We start from the raw sequence: 18570 nt of genomic DNA on the forward strand, positions 1-18570 counted from the left end.
TGTTTGGTATTATTTTTGATATTTTTGAATAAATTAGTTTACATGAAAAAAAATATAATAACTATTATATCTTGTTTTTTATTGATTGGTTCTACGTTTTCTCAAGAATTAGCAGATACAGATAATAATGTTTTGCCAAATTGGGAACCAACTTATAAAGGAGCTTTAAAAAAAGCAAAAGAAGAAAATAAACCTGTTTTAATTTATTTTACAGGATCCGATTGGTGTGGACCTTGCATTGTTTTAGATAAAAAACTATTTCATTCTACAAAGTTTAAAGAAATAGCCGATAAGGATTTGGTTTTATATCAGGCAGATATGCCAAGAAATAAAGATATATTATTACCAAATCAATTAGAAGATAATAACGATTTAATAAAAAAGTTTAAAATTAAATCTTTTCCTACATTAGTTTTTGTAAATCATAAAGGTAAAATGTTAGCTTACAAAAAAGGCTTAATTTTAACGGAGTATTATTATCCTTTTATACAATCTGTAATAGATAGTTATTAAAATAAAAAAAGAACCGAAGCAAATTTGCTTCGGTTCTTTTTTTATTGATTTTTTGTTAGAAGAATATTCTTATTGATTAATTACTCTAAAAGTTGTTCTTCTATTAGCTCTATGCTCTGCTTCTGTACAAGAAACTCCATCAGAACATCTGTTTGTTAATTTAGTTTCTCCGTAACCATTACCTGTTAATTTACTAGCATTAACTCCTTTAGAAATTAAATAGTTAGTTACAGCTAAAGCTCTTCTTTCAGATAAATCTTGGTTGTTAGCTTTAGTTCCTCTAGAATCTGTGTGAGACTCAATAGCAATAGCTACACCTGTTTTTAAAACTGGTAACAATCTAGCATCTATAATTTTTTTAGCTCCAGCAGTTAAAGTAGCACTTCCTAAATTCCAGTTTATTGGTAATGGAGTACTTACAGTTAATTCACATTCAACTTCTTTCCAAGTAGTTAATCCACCTTTACTTACTAAAATTTCTTTAGTAACAGTTTTGTATTGTGCAGGTACAGTAACTTCTTCTTGCCAAGCATCTTTAACTAAAACTGTTTTTTTAACACTACCATAAACAGCAGGAATTTCAATAGTTTTTGTAGTTGGTGGCGTTACCATTACTCTTTTAGTGTAAGTTTTTTCGTAACCAGGAACTGGTGTAGAAGTAGTAGAAGCATCTGCATTTAACTTAGTTAAAGGTACAGTTACAAATTGTGCAGGTACAGGAACAAAACACCAGTATCTACAATCGTTAGGATCGCTAGATTCACAATCAGGTGCTTTTTCACTCATTTGCCAGTTTGCAGAAGCAGCTTTAGTTTCTATTGTTTTAGAATCTTGACTAAATGTAGCAGCAATAACGCTTAATTTGTTAGCGTCTTCTTTTGCAGTATAAGATACTTCTTTGTTTTCCCATACAGCAGGTACAATTACTAATTGTTGACCAGCTTCTTTAGTTAAAACTCTTTCGGTTACAGTTTTGTATTCTGCAGGATGAGTTATAATTTTTTTGTATGCAGGTGCAATTTCGATAGTTACATCTTCGTTTTTCCAAACTTCAGGAGTAGTACAACGTACATAACATTTTCCTGGCTCTGGGTTTTGTGGTAAATCTTGGGCAAAGGCTACTGCACCAAACATTAAAAGCATTCCGCTAAATAAAATTTTTTTCATAATTAATCTATTTTTAGTCTTTGTTAACTAATTTTAAGACACAGTATTATTCTGCAAGTCACAAGCAATCTACAAAAAAGTTAAAAAAAAGTTAAAAAGAGAAAATTAAATTAATGTTATGATTATAATTTGTTGTAAAATAAGCTTTTAATAATACCATCGGAAAGACCAATTTTTGGAACATATATTTTTTTTGCTCCACTCCATTTCATGGCAGAAATATAAATTTTAGTTGCAGGTATAATTACGTCGGCTCTATCTGGGTTTAAACTTAATTCAGAAACTCTATCATTAAAAGACATTTGTTTTAAGAATTGATATTGAGCATTTAAATAGATGTAAGAAATAGGTTTGCCTTCTGTTCTGCCAGACATTTTAAATAACTTGTTAATGTTACCACCAGAACCAATTAAAGAAATGTTTTTTAGGTTACTTGTATTCTTTTTAATCCATTTTTCTACATCGGCAAAAATTTCTTTGTTTTTAGATTTTTTGTTGTTTAGTAAACGAACAGTACCCATCTTAAAAGATTTTGATGTAATTATTTTACCTTCAGAAAATAAAGTAAATTCTGTACTACCTCCACCAACATCAACGTATAAATAAGAGTTATTACCTTCTATTAATTGGTTTAAATCTGTTGATGATATTATTGCAGCTTCTTCTTTACCCCCAATAATATCAATTTTAACACCTGTTTTGTCTAAAATTTGTTTTACAACTTCTTGTCCGTTTTTTGCTTCTCGCATAGCTGAAGTTGCACAAGCTTTGTACCTTTCTACATTGTGGACATTCATAAGCAATTTAAATGCTTCCATGGCATTTATCATTCTAGCAACGTTTTGCTCACTTATTATTCCTTGTCCAACAAAAGCATCTGCTCCTAAACGAATAGGAACACGAACTAAAGAAGATTTTTTAAATTGAGGATCTTTATCTTCTGAAACAATTACATTAGATATTAGAAGTCTAATTGCATTTGATCCAATATCTATTGCTCCGTATTTTTTAATTTCTAACAAACTTATTATTTATGATTTTTAGGAAAGTCTACAATAAAAGTTTTTCCTTTTTTGATGTTTTTCCAGTGTTTTTCTTCAAATTGAATACCTATAACTCCACAAGTTGGTACATGAGAAATTGGTTTGTTACCAAATTTGTTTACAAAGGTATTTATACCATGATCGTGACTAAAAATAATGGCAGAATTAAAACCATCGTCTAAAGCATTTACTGTTTTTACTAAATATCCATCACTAAAACTATAAAGTTGTCTTTTTATTTTTAGGTTTGATAAAGGATACTCGAAATTTTCGCAAAAAATGACAGCAGTATGTAAAGCTCTGTTAGCACTACTAGATACAAATACGTCTGGTCTATCTATTTTTTTAGATAAATATTTAGACATAATATGAGAATCTTTAATTCCACGCTTTTTTAAAGGTCTGTCAATATCTTCAATACCAGAGTATTCCCAAGAAGATTTTGCATGTCTAACAATGTATAAAGTTTTCATTTAAATTTAAATGTTGTTTTGTAAATATAAAAATTTATGGAGCTAATCGTTCTATTTTCCAAGAAAAATCACTTTCTAGTGTATATCTTATTCTATCATGCATTCTATTTGGCCTACCTTGCCAAAATTCTAAAGAAATAGGTTTTACTAAATAACCACCCCAATGTTTTGGTCTTGTTATCTCTTTACCTTCAAATTTTTTTTCAAAAGATAATAAATTTTTGTCTAATTCTTTTCTTGATGCAACTATAGAACTTTGGTTAGACGCCCAAGCACCTAATTTGCTACCGTCTGGTCTAGATTCAAAATAACCATCAGATAAATTTTCTGGTAATTTTTCTGCTTTACCTTTAATAATAATTTGTTGTTCTAAAGCTGGCCAAAAGAAAGATAAACAAATATTATTATTTGCTTCTATTGCTTTTCCTTTTTCAGAATTATAATTGGTATAAAAAACAAAACCTTCCCAAGTGTATTTTTTTAAAAGAACAACTCTACTTTTAGGAAAACCATCTAATCCTATAGATGAAATTGTCATGGCATTACTTTCATCTACCATATTAGAATTATCTGCATTTAAAAACCATGTTTGAAATAATTCTAACGGATTTTCTGGGCAAGTACTTTCTAAAAGTTCTTGCTTTTCGTAAGATTTTCTATAGTTACTTAAGTCTTTAGACATATAGCTAATTTGATTGTGTAAAAATACAAATGTTAATTGAATATTATCCAACAAAAAAGACTGCTTTTTAGCAGTCTTTTTTTATTTTAAAAAAGGAGGTTTTTATTACTCTATAACAACCTTTTTAGAAATAGAATTGTTAATCTTAAAAATATAAGTTCCTTTAGATAAATTAGGAATTTGTAATGATTTTACATCACTTTTTTCTAAGATTTTTCTTCCTCTTATGTCAAATAAAATAGCATTTATTTTTTCGTTAAAAAATACTGTTTGATTTGCTTTTACAGGGTTTGGGTACATAGAAATTGTTTTTTTAACGGTAGAAAAATCATCTGTATCTAAAACATTGTCTAAAGAATATACACTTATTGTAGCACTAACTTCGTTAGATAATACAACTAAACCTTTTTCTGTAGGGCTTTTGTCTGCTGATATATAAATAATACCTTCTGGCCCTAAATCTCCACCTTCATCATCGCCTAAAGTTCTATTATTAATATATTTTTCGAAAACAGGATTTGTAGGATCTGTAATGTCATAAGTCATAAATCCACCAACTCTTTCTAAAGTAATAAAAGCATATACTTTATTATTAATAGTAGCAATTGTTACTCCTTCTGGCTCTGGACCTTTGTTATCACTTCTGTTCTTAAGAGTATTGTTACTATTACTAGCGTTAAATAAAGAAGCATAAGTAGGATCGTTTGCTGTAATTCTTTCAAAATCGTCTCCACTATCATAAACTAGAGTTTGTGTTGTAGCATTAAAAATACTGAAAGATCTTCCTCCAAAAACATGAATTTCATCAAAATCACCATCATTATCAATATCACCACTTTGGTTTGTAATAGATAATTTACCTAAATTACTGTCTAATTTTAAATACGCTGCATTTGGAAAAACCGTAGGGTCTAATTCGTAATCAGAATCGCCAACGCTAACTTCTTCTTCTAAAGCATCATATTCTCTTGCATCACCTTCGTTAGCTGTAACAATATAAGTAGTTCCGTTTACTGTGTAAGAAGCAATTGCATCTGGCATAAACATACCTTTTATTGGCCAATTTGCATGAAAAATAAAATCTGTATCGTTAGATGTATCAATTGTATTATTAGGTAAAGTATGGTCTTTTAATCCTAAAGGAAAAACACTAGTAATTGTGTTGTTTGTTAAATCTATTTCTGCAATTGCATTGTTTTCTTGTAAAGAAACCCAAGCTGTTTTAGAATCTTCTGAATAAGTAATGTATTCTGGTTCTAAATCTTGAGATACAGAAGAACCAGGACCAAAAATTCTAATATTAGAAGCTCTCATTGCATCAATATCTGCATCAAAAGCATTAAAGTTAATGTTTATTACATCACTTTGAGTAACATTACCAAAACCAGCTGTTACATCTATTATAGAAATACTTCCTTCTGGGTCAATTGAATAATCAGAGTTTGGTTGACCTTCATTTGCAACAACTACCTTTGTTCCGTCTGGAGTAAAACTTGCATTATCAGGTAAATTACCAACAGTAACAGAAGAAATGTTGTTACCATTTTTATCCATAAAAACAACAACACCATCGGCTTCTGGACCGTTAGAAACAGCAGCAACAACAAAATCACCAAAAGTAGCAACGCTTGTAGGACCTTCTGTACCATAAGAAGAAAGGTCTATAGAAGAAATTTCTGAAATTGCATTTGGATTAGAAAAATCTAAGATGTTTATTTTTTTAGCAATAGAGTTTAAAACATATAAACGCTTTACGTCTTCTGCATAAGCAGAAATTTCTGCAGAACCACTTGCATCTACAAGATAGCTTGTTAAGAAAGAAATACCTAACTCATTTGTTGCTGTTGGTATTGCGGTATCATTATCTAAAATATAAACTGCTGCATTTGTGTTATCATCTAAAACGGCATTTGTTGGGTTTACCAATTCTAAAATAAACATTTCATCTGCTTCTGCATCACTATCATTACTAATTGTAATTGTAATTTCTGTTGATGTAGAACCAGCAGTAATTGTAGCTGTTTGGTTGGTAAAAGTAAAATCTGAACCTTCTGTTGCTGTTAAAAGGCTAGAAATTAAATTTACATCTACAGTAACATCAGAAGTTGTAATAGAAGAAGTTTCTAAAGTTATGGTTACAGAGTCGTTTTCTTCAGAAACATTGTAAACAGTATTTTTAAAACCTAAATTAGGTGTTACAGTAGTTATAGGAGTGTAAATACCAGGAGAAGCATATACATTATCACCTAAAGATTGTCCTACTAAATTTGTTGAAGCAACCCAGTTATTTCCATCATTTACATCTGCATCAGGATTTAATAATTCAATTGAAGGTCCATCACCATCAGCTGCAGTTGTCCAACCGTTATCTTTATCGTCATATTCTACTTCAAAAATAGAAGTTGCATCAGAATTGATGATTTTTATTAATTCACCACCGTTACCTAAAGCATTAGAAATTTCTTGAGGCATGTCTAAAAATGTAACACCGTAAAAAGCATCTGCGGTAGTTTTATCTGTAGCTAATAAAACAATTTCTTTAGAAGCTAAAGTTTGTTGAGGAAATGTAAATGTAAAATCACCTTCATCTAAAACCTGAATTCCACCTAATTCTATAGAAGAATCTGAGTTGTTATAAATTTCTAAAAATTCTAAAGCATCAGAATCATCAGAAGGAGCATTATACATTATTTCTGTAATTATTAAACCAGAAGTAGTGTTGTTGTAAAAAAGAGTATCACTAACAAAAGTAGTTTCTTGTGTGTTGTTTGCTAAATCTACGCTATTATTTACAGTAATTGTGTAAGCTGTACCTACTGTAAATCCGCTATGTGTTATTGTTGATGTTTTTGTAGCATTATCATAATTAATTTCAGAAATAGTTAAACCGTTATCTAAAATGTAGTTTGCTATGTTTTCTGCTGATGCTTGAGTAATTTCTTCAGAAAAAGTAACTTGTATCGTATTTTGAGAAGTTACAATTGCATTAGATACAGAAGGAGCACTAAGATCATTAGTAGAAATAACAAAAGCAGTTGTATTAAAAGGTAAATCTGGTACTATACCGTCTGCACTTTGGTCTCCACTACCAGATTGTAAATTGTAGTTATCCATGTTATTTAATGCGGCTAAATATCCGTTAGCATCTAAACCTGTTTTAACGCCATTATATTGAGCAATATCTGTACTAGAAGGATACGTAATAGCCGTAGAACCATCTACCAAACCTGTTCCTGTTAAATCTCCATAAGCAGAAGATGAGTTTGCAACTGCCGCAATAAAAGTAGTAGGAGTTCTAGGTGCTGTACCTAAAAAAGCAAAAATAGCTTCAGAAGTTGCCGATGCTCCACCAGGTTCTCCTGTAATTGTACCAATAGAAACAGAAGGAACATCTGCGCTAATTGTATTAAATGTAATTACTGTTCCTGCAGCAATTACATCGTTGCCAGAGTTCCAAGAAAAATCATTTTCATCATCACCAAAAGATGTTCCGTTCCATTCAGAATCTGTAAAATAAATTGTTGTATTTGCAGGGATTTCTACAAAAGTAACCATTGCAAAATCATCATCTGCATCTGCATTAAATGCAATAAATGCCATGTCTCCTGTAGTAATCTGAGCAGACAAGATAAAAGTGAATAATGTAAAATAAATTAAAAGTAGTGTTTTTTTCATGATTTAAATTAGTTTTTTAAATGCATGAAATTACAATCTAAGGTGTTTTATTGGATTAAATTAGAATTGTTTAAATGTTAATTAAAGGTTTTTAATTTTTATAAAAAAGACAAATATTGATGTTAAATTTTTAAAATACTTAACAATTAAGAGTGGTTTTATAAACAATTGCTTTATAATTTAGTAGATTTCTTTATTTTAAGTAAGTGTAAACCTATAAAGGTTAGAAATCCGTTTAAAATTAAGACGAAAAAACCAAAATCGAAGCCTAATTTTTCTTTAGAGTAAAAACTAATTAAATAAGTTAAAATTGGTGAAGCAATACACAAATAAGGTACTAACTTGTCTTTTACTTTTAATTTAGTAAATAAGCCAAAAGCATATAAACCTAATAAAGGACCATAAGTATAACCCGCAAAGGTGAATATTTTGGCAATTACACTTGCGTCTGCAATAAAATATTTAAAAACTAAAATGGTAGCAATTAATACTAAAGAAAAAATAACATGAATTTTCTTTCTTATCTTTTCTTGTTCTACAACATCTTTCTTTTTATCAATTTCTAATATATCTATGCTAAAAGAAGTGGTTAAAGAGGTTAAAGCAGAATCTGCACTAGAATAAGCAGCAGCAATTAATCCTAAAAGAAAAAATAAAGCGGTTGCTAAACCTAAATTACCTTGTGTAGCAATAATAGGAAAAAGTTCGTCTTTGTGAGCGTCTATACCGTTTTGTTGTGCAAAATCTGTTAATAAAACACCTAAAGCTAAAAAGAAAAAGTTTACAAAAACTAATACAATAGTAAACCAAAACATGTTTTTTTGTGCATCTTTTAAATTTCTACAGGTTAAGTTTTTTTGCATCATATCTTGGTCTAAACCAGTCATTACAACAGCAATAAAAGCACCAGATAAAAATTGTTTCCAGAAGTAATTTCCTGCATTTATATCATCAAAAAAGAATGTTTTAGAGAGTTTACTATCTGCAACATAAGTAAATAAATTGTCTATTTCCATTTTATCAGAAATTGTATAAATACAAACTCCAACGGCAATTAACATAAATAAAGTTTGTAAAGTATCTGTCCAAACTATTGTTTTTATTCCACCTTTAAATGTGTATAACCAAATTAATAAAATGGTTATAGAAACGGTAGCCCAAAACGGAATTCCGTATGCATCAAACAAAATAGCTTGCAATACATTGGCAACTAAAAACAATCTAAAAGCCGCACCAACTACTCTAGATAGTAAGAAAAAACTAGCACCTGTTTTGTATGAGTAATTACCAAATCGGTCTTGTAAATAGGTGTAAATTGATGTTAAATTTAGTTTGTAATAGAGTGGCAGTAGCACCAAACCAATAACAGCATAACCAACTACATAGCCTAAAACCATTTGAAAATAACTCATATTTTGGGCTTCTACCCAACCCGGTACAGAAATAAATGTAACGCCAGATAGCGAAGCGCCAATCATACCAAAAGCCACTAAATACCAAGGTGATGAGTTGTTTGCTTTAAAAAATGTTTTGTTGTTTGCAGATTTTCCTGTGATATATGAAATAAGAATTAGTACTGTAAAGTAAGCGATAATTAATAATAATATATGTAGTGGTTGCATGTAGTAATTAAGGATTAATAATTTTGAAATACGAAGATATACTTTTTAAAAATTTTAATAGATTAATTCGTAATTCAAAATTGATAATTAGTAATTTTGCAAACTATGGATTTTTCATCAAAACTTTTAGAAAATGCAGTAAACGAAGTTTCTCGATTACCAGGAATTGGTAAAAGAACTGCATTACGTTTGGTCTTACATTTATTAAAACAACCTTCTGATAATACTAAGTTTTTAACAGAAGCTTTGTTGCATTTAAGAAATGATGTAAAAACTTGTGAAAAATGCCATAATATTTCTGATACTGTTTTATGTGATATTTGTAATAATCCTAAAAGAAATTCAGAAATTGTTTGTGTTGTAGAAGATATTAGAGATGTAATGGCAATAGAAAGTACATCGCAATTTAATGGATTGTACCATGTATTAGGTGGTAAAATATCGCCAATAGAAGGGATTGGTCCTCAAAACTTACAAATAGATTCTCTAGTACGTAAAGTAGATGAAGGTGAGGTAAAAGAATTAATTTTTGCGCTAAGTTCTACTATGGAAGGTGATACGACTAACTTTTATATTTTTAAACAAATAGAAAAGTTTGAAATAAAAACAAGTACAATAGCGCGCGGAATTTCTGTTGGAGATGAGCTAGAATATGCAGATGAAGTTACTTTAGGAAGATCTATAGTTAATAGAATTCCTTTTGAACAAAGTATAAGTAGGTAATTGTTTACAGTACTTTACTTGTTGATTAAAATTTATAAACCTGTAAGTTTTTTTATTTTACTTTTTTATCTTCTAAAGCTTCTTTTTCAGCTTTTTCCCAACTTCTTTTTTCTCTAATTTTTTTGTAGAGTCTAATACCTAGCATTAGTAAAATTCCAAAAAGTATAATACCAACAACTCCCCAAATCCAATTGATAGCGCTTTGTAGTGTTACTAAAAAAACAATTGCGAATAAAATAATTGTAGCTACTTCATTCCAAATTCTAAGTTTTAGAGCAGAATATTTTATGATGTCTTTTTGCAGTTGAGAAAAAATTCTTTGACAAGAATAATGGTAAAAATACAAAGCAAGAACAAATGTAAGTTTTACATGCATCCAAGGCATTTCTAAATAATAAGGATTTTTTACAAGCATCCATATAGCAAAAAAACTAGCTAAAATAGCAGAAGGCCAAGTAATTATGTACCATAATCTTTTGCTCATTAATTTGTATTGAGTTTGTAAGATTTCTTTTGCAGGTTCTGGTTTTTTTTCTGCTTCTACATGGTAAATAAACAAACGAATAATATAAAATAAACCAGCAAACCAGGTAATTACAAAAATAATGTGTAATGCTTTTATGTATAAAAAATCCATAATTTGTATAAGTTTTTATATTGTACTATTCGTTTGCAAATAAGCTTACCCTTTATTGAAGCGCATTTTTTCTGTCAGTTCGAGTGAATTTGCTTTTAACAAATTTGTATCGAGAATAGAAGAAAAAAATATTGCGAAAATATAGGAAATAACTTTTAATTATTTTTCCAATTATTAATCCATTTTACCATTACATCTACCCAGTCATCATTGTCATTCATACAAGGAATGTGTTTGTAATCTGTACCACCAAATTTTAAAAACTCGTCTTTACCTTCCATGGCAATCTCCTCTAAAGTTTCTAAACAATCAGCAACAAAAGCAGGTGTAATAACAGCTATTTTTTTCTTTCCTTCTGATGGAAATTTTTCTAGTTCAAAATCTGTATAAGGTTTTAACCAAGGATCCTTTAATAAACGAGATTGAAAAGAATTGCTATATGTTCCTTCTTTTAAATTTAACGATTTTGCAATTTCTTTAGTGGTTTCAAAACATTGATGACGATAACAAGTTTTATGAGCAATAGAAGCAGTTTCGCAACAAGAACCATCTATTTTACAATGAGATTTTGTTGGGTCAGATTTTTTGATGTGACGTTCTGGAATTCCGTGATATGAAAATAAAATATGATCGTAATCAAAACCATCTAAATGATTTTTTAGATTATCACTCATCGCTTTTATATAATCTTCATTGTTATAAAAAGAATCTATTTGAGATGTTTTGATATTCGGAAAATGTTTTGCTCTAACTTCTTCTGCTTTTACTAAAACAGTTTCTGTAGAAGACATGGCAAAATGCGGGTATAAAGGCACTAATAAAACTTCATCTACGCCTTGTTTTGCAAGTTGCTCAAAACCTTTTTTAATAGTTCTAGATCCGTAACGCATTGCTAATGCAACAGGATTATCTATTTTTTTACTCACTTTTTCGGTAAATCTTTCTGAAATTACTTCTAAAGGAGAACCTTCTTTCCACCAGATTTTTTTGTAAGCGGCGGCAGATTTTTTAGGTCTTGTTCTTAATATTATTCCTTTAATTAACAAAAAACGTTTCCAATACGGTATGTCTATAACGCGTTCGTCCATTAAAAATTCTCCTAAATATTTTTTTACATCTTTTGTTTCTGTAGAGTCTGGAGAACCTAGGTTAATAAGTAAAATTCCTTTCATTATTGTCTTGTCTTAATTGTAAAAATGTCTTTAAAAACTATTGTTATTTTGCTAATTGATTTGTGGTTTCGTAGAGTGTAATGGCTAAACTATGTATTACATTCATAGAAGAGTTTCTGCCAAACATTGGTATTGCAACCGTATAATCTACTAAATCTACATTTTCAATTCCGTTTCTTTCACTACCCAAAAGTAGTACGATTTTCTCATGATTTTTAAAATTAAAATCTTGAATATTGATACTTTTATCAGTAATTTCTATGCCTATAATTGTATTTCCTTCACTTTTTAATTTATTGATTGTTGTAGAAAAATCACTATAAAAATCATGTTCTATTTGGTTGATAGTGTTTCTGGCTGTTTTAATTACTTTTCGGTTTTCTAGAGAAGGAGAGTTTTCATGAAAATAAATTTTTTCAACACCAAAACTTTCAGAAATACGAAAACACATACCAATATTTTCTGGCGTTCTAATGGCATCGCAAACAATAGTTATCGGAAACTTTTGTTGCTTGTTTTCTATGTTGTAATGTGTAAGTTGTTCCAATTTTAATTTTGATTACTGATTCAAACTCATAACATATTTTTTTGGTGTAGTACCAAACTTCTTTTTAAAAGCAGCTATAAAATGACTTGCTGTGCTGTAACCAATTTTTACACCAACTTCATTAACATTAAATTGATTGCTTTCTAGTAATCTTCTTGCATGTTCCATTTTATAATCTAACAAAAAACTATAAACGGTGTCACCATAAATTTGTTTAAATCCTTCTTTTAGTTTTTTTAGATTTAAGCCAATTTCATTAGATAATTCTTGTAAACTTGGCGGTTCTGCCATTCTTGCAATTATAATTTCTTTGGCTTTTCTAATCTTTAATACATTTTGTTCATCTACTAAAAACGGACAATATTCTCCGTTTGTGCTTTCTTCTTGCTGAAAATGTAAGCTTAACAACTCGTAAACTTTACCTTTTACGTACAATTCTCTAATAGAACTATTGATGGTAGAGTTTATAATTTGCTGTAAAACAATTAATACAGTTGGTTTAATCTCTGTATCGTCATAATATTTTTTGTTGCTGTTTTCATCACTTAAAAAAGGAATATAACCAGATTCTTTAGAGAATAAAGAATGAAATTTTTCAATAGAAATCAATAAAGAAACCAATGTAGTTTTTGGTTGAATTTCTAAATTGATAGGCAAAACTCTTTGCGGATTATATAAAAGTATAGATCTGTTGTCTAAAACATCAAAAGAATAAGAGCCGTTATTAAATAGAAATTTAGCTTTACCGCGTAAACAGAAATGAATTTGTATAAATGTACTATTTATTTCTCTTTCAAAATTTTGCATATCTAAGCTTTCGTTCTGAAAATGAAGTACATAAAAACCTTTACCTAAAGAAATTTCTTCAAAAGTACTTTCTCCGACATTTTTAATCATATGCATTCTTGTTAATTAAGATGTTTTTATTTAGAATGATTCTATATTGCTTAATTGTAAAGCCTTTATATTGCTGCAAAAATAAGGTTTTTGTACCTTTTTAAGGATAAAAACAAGTAAAAAACTGATATCGTTATTAAAAATACTTTTAGCGATACTTTTTTTTAACTGAAGTTTTTACTTTTGACCCACTTTTTACAACAAGATGCAAGAGGACAGGCAAGAGCACTTTTACAATATTGGGGTTAGTTATAAAAAAGCTGATGCTAAAACACGTGGAAAATTTTCTTTATCCAAAGAAAATCAAACTGCGTTGTTAAAACTTTCTAAAGAAAAAGGTTTTAGCGGAGTTTTTATTATTTCTACATGTAACAGAACCGAGATTAGCGGTTTTGCAGAACGACCATGTCAATTAATAGAATTATTATGTGAGTTTTCAGAAGGAACCATACAAGAATTTGCAAAGGTTTCTAATGTTTATAAAAACCAAGAAGCAATTCAACAATTATTTAGAATTGGTACAGGTTTAGAAAGTCAGATTTTAGGCGATTATGAGATTGTAGGTCAATTAAGACAATCATTTAAATTAGCAAAATCTTTAAATACAACCAATGCGTATTTAGAAAGATTAATAAACAGTGTTTTACAAGCAAGCAAACGTGTAAAAAACGAAACAAGATTAAGTTCTGGTACAACTTCTGTTTCTTATGCTGCGGTACAATATATTGTTAAGAATTTACCAAATTACAATTCTAAAAATATTTTAGTTTTTGGTTTGGGTAAAATGGGTAAACATACTTGTAAAAATTTAGCAGAGTATACCCAAAATAAATCTGTGTGTTTAATTAACAGAACAGAAGAAAAAGCAATTAACTTTGTAAAAGAACATACTTCTATAAGAAACTCTAAAATAGAAAACTTAAAAGAAGAAATTAAAAATGCAGATGTTTTAATTGTTTCTACAGGTGCAGATAAACCTACAATAACAAAAGAGCACGTTAAAGAAAATAAAGATTTATTAATTTTAGATTTATCAATGCCAGAAAATGTTGCTAAAAACGTAACAGATTACAAAGGTATATCAATAGTAAATGTTGATAAATTATCTAAAATTACAGACGAAACTTTAGCTGTAAGACAACAAGAAATTCCTTTAGCAGAAGCAATTATAGAAACTCATAAAGCAGAGTTTAACGAATGGTTAAACCATAGAAGATTTACACCAGCTATTGCGGCTTTAAAAAAATCATTAGAAAATATAAAAAACGACGAAATTAATTTTCAAAAGAAAAAGATTTCAGATTTTGATGAAAATCAAGCAGAAATCTTAACTTCTCGTTTTATACAAAAGATAACCACACAATTTGTGAAACATTTAAAAGATGAAAACACATCTGTTTCGCAAAGTCTACAAGTAATTAATAAGGTTTTTCAATCTTAAAATAAACTCCATGCAAAAAGTAATAAGAATAGGAACTCGCGATAGCCAATTAGCGCTTTGGCAAGCAAACAAAGTGCGCAAAGAATTAATGGAATTAGGCTATGAGTCTGTTTTGGTTCCTATAAAATCTTTAGGAGATATTGTTTTAGATAAACCTTTATATGAGTTAGGTGTAACAGGTGTATTTACTAAAAATTTAGATGTTGCTATGCTAAATGGCGATATTGATATTGCTGTACATTCTTTAAAAGATGTACCAACTGTTTTACCTAAAGGTATTGTACAAGCTGCAGTTTTAAAACGTGCTAATTATACAGATTTGTTAGTTTTAAAAAACAACGAAGAATTTTTTGGACAACCAGAAGGAATTATAGCAACGGGTAGTTTGCGTAGAAAAGCCATGTGGTTAAATCGTTATCCTACTCATAAAGTAGAAGATTTACGAGGTAATGTAAATACACGTCTACAAAAATTAGAAGATAGCGAAACTTGGGATGGAGCAATTTTTGCAGCAGCAGGTTTAGAGCGATTAGGTATAAGAGATAAAGGTGCAATACCTTTAACTTGGATGACTCCTGCACCTGCACAAGGTGCAATTATGGTTACAGCTTTAGAAAAAGATGATTATGTTTTAGATGCTTGTGATCAGATTAACCATTATCAAACAAAGGTTTGTGTTGGTATAGAACGCGAATTTTTAAACCTTTTAGAAGGTGGTTGTACAGCGCCAATTGGTGCTTTGGCTTACGTTGATGATAAAACAGAAGAAATTAATTTTCAAGGAGTTTTATTAAAAAAAGACGGTTCTAAAAAAATTACAGTTAAAAAAACTGCAAAAATGGGTAGTCATAGATATTTAGCTAAAGATTGTGCAGATTATATAATAAATAGAGGTGGTAAAGAATTGATGTTAGAAGATGAAGAAATTTCTTTAGTAAGACATTCAATTTATTCAACAAAAAAATTATCCGAAGCACAAAAGAAAATTTTACCTCATACATTTGGTATAACAGATAGCGATTTTATTAAAATTCGTTTTAATAGAATTGCGCCAAAGGTGATGAAAAACGAAATTGAAAACGTAGTCATTACCAGTCAAAATGGAGTAGAGGCACTTTTAAACTCTTTTACTAAAAACGAAATGAATTTTAAAAACATTTATTGCGTTGGTAGAAGAACAAAAAAATTAATAGAAAACAGAATTGGTAAAGTTACACATGTAGCTAAAAATGCTAAAAAATTAGCAGATTACTTAGCAAAAGAAATAGCTGTAAAAGAAGTAACTTATTTTTGTAGTGATGTAAGGTTAGATGTTTTGCCAGCATTTTTAAAAGCACATGAAGTTGTTGTAAATGAAGTAGAAGCTTATAAAACAATGCTAAGTCCAGAAAAATTAGATGATGCTGTTAGTGCAGTTATTTTTTACAGTCCTTCTGGTATAGAAAGTTATTTACAAAAAAATAATACAGATAAAATTGCATTTTGTATTGGAGAAACTACTGCAAAAGAAGCAAGAAAACATTTTGATAAAGTAGAAGTTGCAAACTTACCAAGTGTAGACAGCGTTTTAGAATTGGTTAAAGAATATTACTCAGAAGAATAAAAGTCATTATTCCTTATAATGACATAAACTAAAATTTATGTTTCGTACAAGAAGATTAAGAAAACACGAAGGAATAAGAAGATTAGTAAGAGAAACTAAATTGTCTGTAGACGATTTTGTTTACCCTCTTTTTATTGAAGAAGGAGAAAATATAGAAACAGAAATTGTTTCTATGCCAGGTATTAAACGTTTTTCTTTAGATACTATTTCTAAAGAATTAGATGAGGTTGTAGCGTTAAAGATTCCTGCGGTTTTATTATTCGGAATTCCATCAGAAAAAGATGATGAAGGAACAGAAACTTGGAATGATAACGGAATTATGCAACAAGCAATTCGTTTTATCAAAAAAAACTATCCGAGTTTATATGTAATTACTGATGTTTGTTTTTGCGAATACACTTCTCACGGACATTGTGGAATTATCTGTGATAATGATGTTGATAATGATGCTACTTTAGTAAATATTGCAAAGCAAACTATTTCTCATGCAAAAGCAGGAGTAGATATGGTAGCGCCATCTGGTATGATGGACGGGACGATTGATATGATGCGTCAAGCATTAGATAATTCAGGATTTCCAAATTTACCAATTATGGGTTATTCAGTAAAATATGCCTCTGCATTTTACGGTCCATTTAGAGATGCGGCAGACTCTGCACCAACTTTTGGAGATAGAAGAACTTATCAAATGGATCCATCAAATAGAGATGAAGGAATGAGAGAAGCTACTTTTGATGACCAAGAAGGAGCTGATATTTTAATGGTAAAACCAGCTTTGTCTTATTTAGATATTATTAGAGATTTAAAAAATAATTTTGACAGACCAATTGCTTGCTATAATGTAAGTGGAGAATATGCTATGGTAAAAGCTGCAGCAGAAAAAGGTTGGATTGATGGAGAAAGAGTAATGATGGAAAGCTTACTTTCTATGAAAAGAGCAGGAGCAGATATTATAATTACTTATTTTGCAAAAGAAGCAGCGAAAGTTTTATTAAAAAAATAAAATTAAAATGTTTCCTCGAGCGCAATCGAGAGGTTATAGTGGTTCTCAACTGAGATCAAACGAACAAAAAAGCCAAAGAAATGAAATTCAAAAAATCAGAAAAATTATATAAAAAAGGTTTAAAAAACTTAGTTGGGGCAGTAAACTCTCCTGTAAGAGCCTTTTCATCAGTAGGTGGTAATCCGCTGTTTATTAAAAAAGCAAAGGGAACTAAAATTACAGATGTTGATGATAATGAATATGTAGATTTAGTACTTTCTTATGGTCCAATGATATTGGGGCACAGACATAAAAAAGTACAAAAAGCAGTAGAAAAAGCCTTAGAAAATGGATATTCTTTTGGAGCATCAACAGAAAACGAAATAAAACTAGCAAAAATAGTTTGTGACGCTTTTCCTGAGATGGATAAAGTTCGTTTTGTAAACTCTGGTACAGAAGCTGTTTTAAGCGGAATTCGTTTAGCAAGAGCATATACAGGTAAAGATAAAATTATAAAATTTTCTGGTTGTTATCATGGGCATCAAGATGCATTATTAGTAGCTGCTGGTTCTGGTTTGGCAACATTAAGTTTACCAGGTTCTAAAGGTGTACCAGAAGGTGCTGTAAAAAACACATTAATTGCAGAGTATAATAATTTAGAAAGCGTAAAAAAACATTTTGAAACGCATAATGATATTGCAGGTGTAATTATAGAGCCAGTTGGTGGTAATATGGGAGTTGTAATTCCGCAGAATAATTTCTTGGTAGAGTTAAAAGCTTATTTAGAATCTAAAGGAGCGTTATTAATTGTAGATGAGGTAATGACAGGTTTCCGTTCTAAATTTGGTGGTGCACAAGAATTGTTAGGTGTTACTGCAGATATTACTTGTTTAGGAAAAGTAATTGGTGGTGGTTTCCCGGTAGGAGCTTACGGAGCAAGAAATGAAATTATGGAAAACGTTGCGCCTTTGGGCGGAATGTATCAAGCAGGAACTTTAAGCGGAAATCCTATTGCAATGGCTGGTGGAATTGCTACTTTAACAGAGTTGAAAAAACAAAATCCGTATGATCAATTTGAAGAAACAGGAAGCATTTTAGAAGTAATTTTATTAGAAACTGCTAAAAAATACAATGTAGATATTACGGTAAACAGATTTGGATCTATGTTAAATCCGTTTTTTACAAAAACTAAAGTTACCAATTTTGAAGAAGCACAAACATCAGATACAGAAAAGTTTGCAGTTTTCTTTTGGGAAATGATAAAAAATGGAGTGTTTTTACCTCCAAGTCAATTTGAAGCTTGGTTTTTATCATCAGCATTAAAAGATAAAGACATCAAAAAAGTTGCAAAAGCAATTGAAGCAGGAATGTTAGCTGTTTCTAAAATGTAAGT

The 18570-nt window shown here is 29.7% G+C and carries 16 protein-coding genes; 6 read left to right on the top strand and 10 right to left on the bottom strand.

The features are described from left to right. Positions 1-42 precede the first annotated feature (42 nt). The gene (locus tag KI686_RS12435; RefSeq protein ID WP_237589646.1) at positions 43-513 is read left to right on the top strand and encodes a thioredoxin family protein; all 471 of its coding nucleotides are present in this window, start codon (positions 43-45) and stop codon (positions 511-513) included. 69 nt (positions 514-582) lie between these two features. Here the strand turns inward: KI686_RS12435 and KI686_RS12440 are convergent, their stop codons facing one another. The 6 genes from KI686_RS12440 to KI686_RS12465 form a co-directional block, all read right to left on the bottom strand. Then, entirely contained in the window at positions 583-1680 is a 1098-nt protein-coding gene (locus KI686_RS12440; RefSeq protein WP_237589647.1) for an OmpA family protein, read from the bottom strand. 122 nt (positions 1681-1802) lie between these two features. Beyond that, complete coding sequence (locus KI686_RS12445) at positions 1803-2702, bottom strand: Ppx/GppA phosphatase family protein (RefSeq protein ID WP_237589648.1); 900 nt, start codon at positions 2700-2702, stop codon at positions 1803-1805. A 5-nt stretch (positions 2703-2707) separates the two neighbouring features. Continuing rightward, the gene (locus KI686_RS12450) at positions 2708-3196 is read right to left on the bottom strand and encodes a SixA phosphatase family protein (RefSeq protein ID WP_237589649.1); all 489 of its coding nucleotides are present in this window, start codon (positions 3194-3196) and stop codon (positions 2708-2710) included. 34 nt (positions 3197-3230) lie between these two features. Beyond that, a complete protein-coding gene (pdxH, locus tag KI686_RS12455; protein WP_237589650.1) occupies positions 3231-3878 on the bottom strand; it encodes a pyridoxamine 5'-phosphate oxidase in 648 nt (215 codons plus the stop codon). 105 nt (positions 3879-3983) lie between these two features. Further along, the gene (locus KI686_RS12460; RefSeq protein WP_237589651.1) at positions 3984-7553 is read right to left on the bottom strand and encodes a choice-of-anchor I family protein; all 3570 of its coding nucleotides are present in this window, start codon (positions 7551-7553) and stop codon (positions 3984-3986) included. A 173-nt stretch (positions 7554-7726) separates the two neighbouring features. Beyond that, positions 7727-9175, bottom strand: a complete 1449-nt coding sequence (locus tag KI686_RS12465) for a sodium:solute symporter (protein ID WP_237589652.1) — start codon at positions 9173-9175, stop codon at positions 7727-7729. Positions 9176-9280: 105 nt separating this feature from the next. Here KI686_RS12465 and recR point away from each other — a divergent pair, with 105 nt between their 5' ends. Then, positions 9281-9898 (top strand): recombination mediator RecR, encoded by a 618-nt coding sequence (gene recR / locus KI686_RS12470; protein WP_237589653.1) that lies wholly within the window; start codon positions 9281-9283, stop codon positions 9896-9898. 52 nt (positions 9899-9950) lie between these two features. On the opposite strand, the gene KI686_RS12475 is transcribed toward recR, so the two are convergent. The 4 genes from KI686_RS12475 to KI686_RS12490 form a co-directional block, all read right to left on the bottom strand. After that, a complete protein-coding gene (locus tag KI686_RS12475; RefSeq protein ID WP_237589654.1) occupies positions 9951-10535 on the bottom strand; it encodes a CopD family protein in 585 nt (194 codons plus the stop codon). Between the two features lie 155 nt (positions 10536-10690). After that, entirely contained in the window at positions 10691-11707 is a 1017-nt protein-coding gene (gene hemH, locus KI686_RS12480) for a ferrochelatase (RefSeq protein WP_237589655.1), read from the bottom strand. A gap of 43 nt (positions 11708-11750) precedes the next feature. After that, the gene (locus KI686_RS12485; RefSeq protein ID WP_237589656.1) at positions 11751-12254 is read right to left on the bottom strand and encodes a TrmH family RNA methyltransferase; all 504 of its coding nucleotides are present in this window, start codon (positions 12252-12254) and stop codon (positions 11751-11753) included. A 12-nt stretch (positions 12255-12266) separates the two neighbouring features. Continuing rightward, on the bottom strand, positions 12267-13151 hold the full coding sequence (locus tag KI686_RS12490) for a helix-turn-helix transcriptional regulator (RefSeq protein ID WP_237589657.1): 885 nt from the start codon (positions 13149-13151) through the stop codon (positions 12267-12269). A gap of 205 nt (positions 13152-13356) precedes the next feature. Between KI686_RS12490 and hemA the strand changes: the two genes are divergently transcribed. The 4 genes from hemA to hemL all read left to right on the top strand — a co-directional run bounded on the left by hemA (position 13357) and on the right by hemL (position 18568). Beyond that, complete coding sequence (gene hemA, locus KI686_RS12495; protein WP_237589658.1) at positions 13357-14592, top strand: glutamyl-tRNA reductase; 1236 nt, start codon at positions 13357-13359, stop codon at positions 14590-14592. Positions 14593-14602: 10 nt separating this feature from the next. Further along, on the top strand, positions 14603-16195 hold the full coding sequence (gene hemC, locus KI686_RS12500) for a hydroxymethylbilane synthase (RefSeq protein WP_237589659.1): 1593 nt from the start codon (positions 14603-14605) through the stop codon (positions 16193-16195). Between the two features lie 37 nt (positions 16196-16232). Further along, entirely contained in the window at positions 16233-17198 is a 966-nt protein-coding gene (gene hemB / locus KI686_RS12505) for a porphobilinogen synthase (protein ID WP_237589660.1), read from the top strand. Between the two features lie 80 nt (positions 17199-17278). Continuing rightward, the gene (gene hemL, locus KI686_RS12510) at positions 17279-18568 is read left to right on the top strand and encodes a glutamate-1-semialdehyde 2,1-aminomutase (protein WP_237589661.1); all 1290 of its coding nucleotides are present in this window, start codon (positions 17279-17281) and stop codon (positions 18566-18568) included. The last annotated feature ends 2 nt before the right edge of the window (positions 18569-18570 follow it).

It is taken from the genome of Polaribacter sargassicola (genome assembly GCF_021991835.1).
In the GTDB taxonomy this organism is placed as follows: domain Bacteria; phylum Bacteroidota; class Bacteroidia; order Flavobacteriales; family Flavobacteriaceae; genus Polaribacter; species Polaribacter sargassicola.

What these genes read in the sequence shown, in the direction of transcription:
- hemH (WP_237589655.1), bottom strand. Translation starts at nt 11,707, where the DNA reads ATGAAAGGAATTTTACTTATTAACCTAGGTTCTCCAGACTCTACAGAA.
- KI686_RS12460 (WP_237589651.1), bottom strand. Translation starts at nt 7,553, where the DNA reads ATGAAAAAAACACTACTTTTAATTTATTTTACATTATTCACTTTTATC.
- KI686_RS12475 (WP_237589654.1), bottom strand. Translation starts at nt 10,535, where the DNA reads ATGGATTTTTTATACATAAAAGCATTACACATTATTTTTGTAATTACC.
- KI686_RS12440 (WP_237589647.1), bottom strand. Translation starts at nt 1,680, where the DNA reads ATGAAAAAAATTTTATTTAGCGGAATGCTTTTAATGTTTGGTGCAGTA.
- recR (WP_237589653.1), top strand. Translation starts at nt 9,281, where the DNA reads ATGGATTTTTCATCAAAACTTTTAGAAAATGCAGTAAACGAAGTTTCT.
- pdxH (WP_237589650.1), bottom strand. Translation starts at nt 3,878, where the DNA reads ATGTCTAAAGACTTAAGTAACTATAGAAAATCTTACGAAAAGCAAGAA.
- KI686_RS12465 (WP_237589652.1), bottom strand. Translation starts at nt 9,175, where the DNA reads ATGCAACCACTACATATATTATTATTAATTATCGCTTACTTTACAGTA.
- KI686_RS12450 (WP_237589649.1), bottom strand. Translation starts at nt 3,196, where the DNA reads ATGAAAACTTTATACATTGTTAGACATGCAAAATCTTCTTGGGAATAC.
- hemC (WP_237589659.1), top strand. Translation starts at nt 14,603, where the DNA reads ATGCAAAAAGTAATAAGAATAGGAACTCGCGATAGCCAATTAGCGCTT.
- KI686_RS12490 (WP_237589657.1), bottom strand. Translation starts at nt 13,151, where the DNA reads ATGATTAAAAATGTCGGAGAAAGTACTTTTGAAGAAATTTCTTTAGGT.
- KI686_RS12435 (WP_237589646.1), top strand. Translation starts at nt 43, where the DNA reads ATGAAAAAAAATATAATAACTATTATATCTTGTTTTTTATTGATTGGT.
- hemL (WP_237589661.1), top strand. Translation starts at nt 17,279, where the DNA reads ATGAAATTCAAAAAATCAGAAAAATTATATAAAAAAGGTTTAAAAAAC.
- hemA (WP_237589658.1), top strand. Translation starts at nt 13,357, where the DNA reads ATGCAAGAGGACAGGCAAGAGCACTTTTACAATATTGGGGTTAGTTAT.
- hemB (WP_237589660.1), top strand. Translation starts at nt 16,233, where the DNA reads ATGTTTCGTACAAGAAGATTAAGAAAACACGAAGGAATAAGAAGATTA.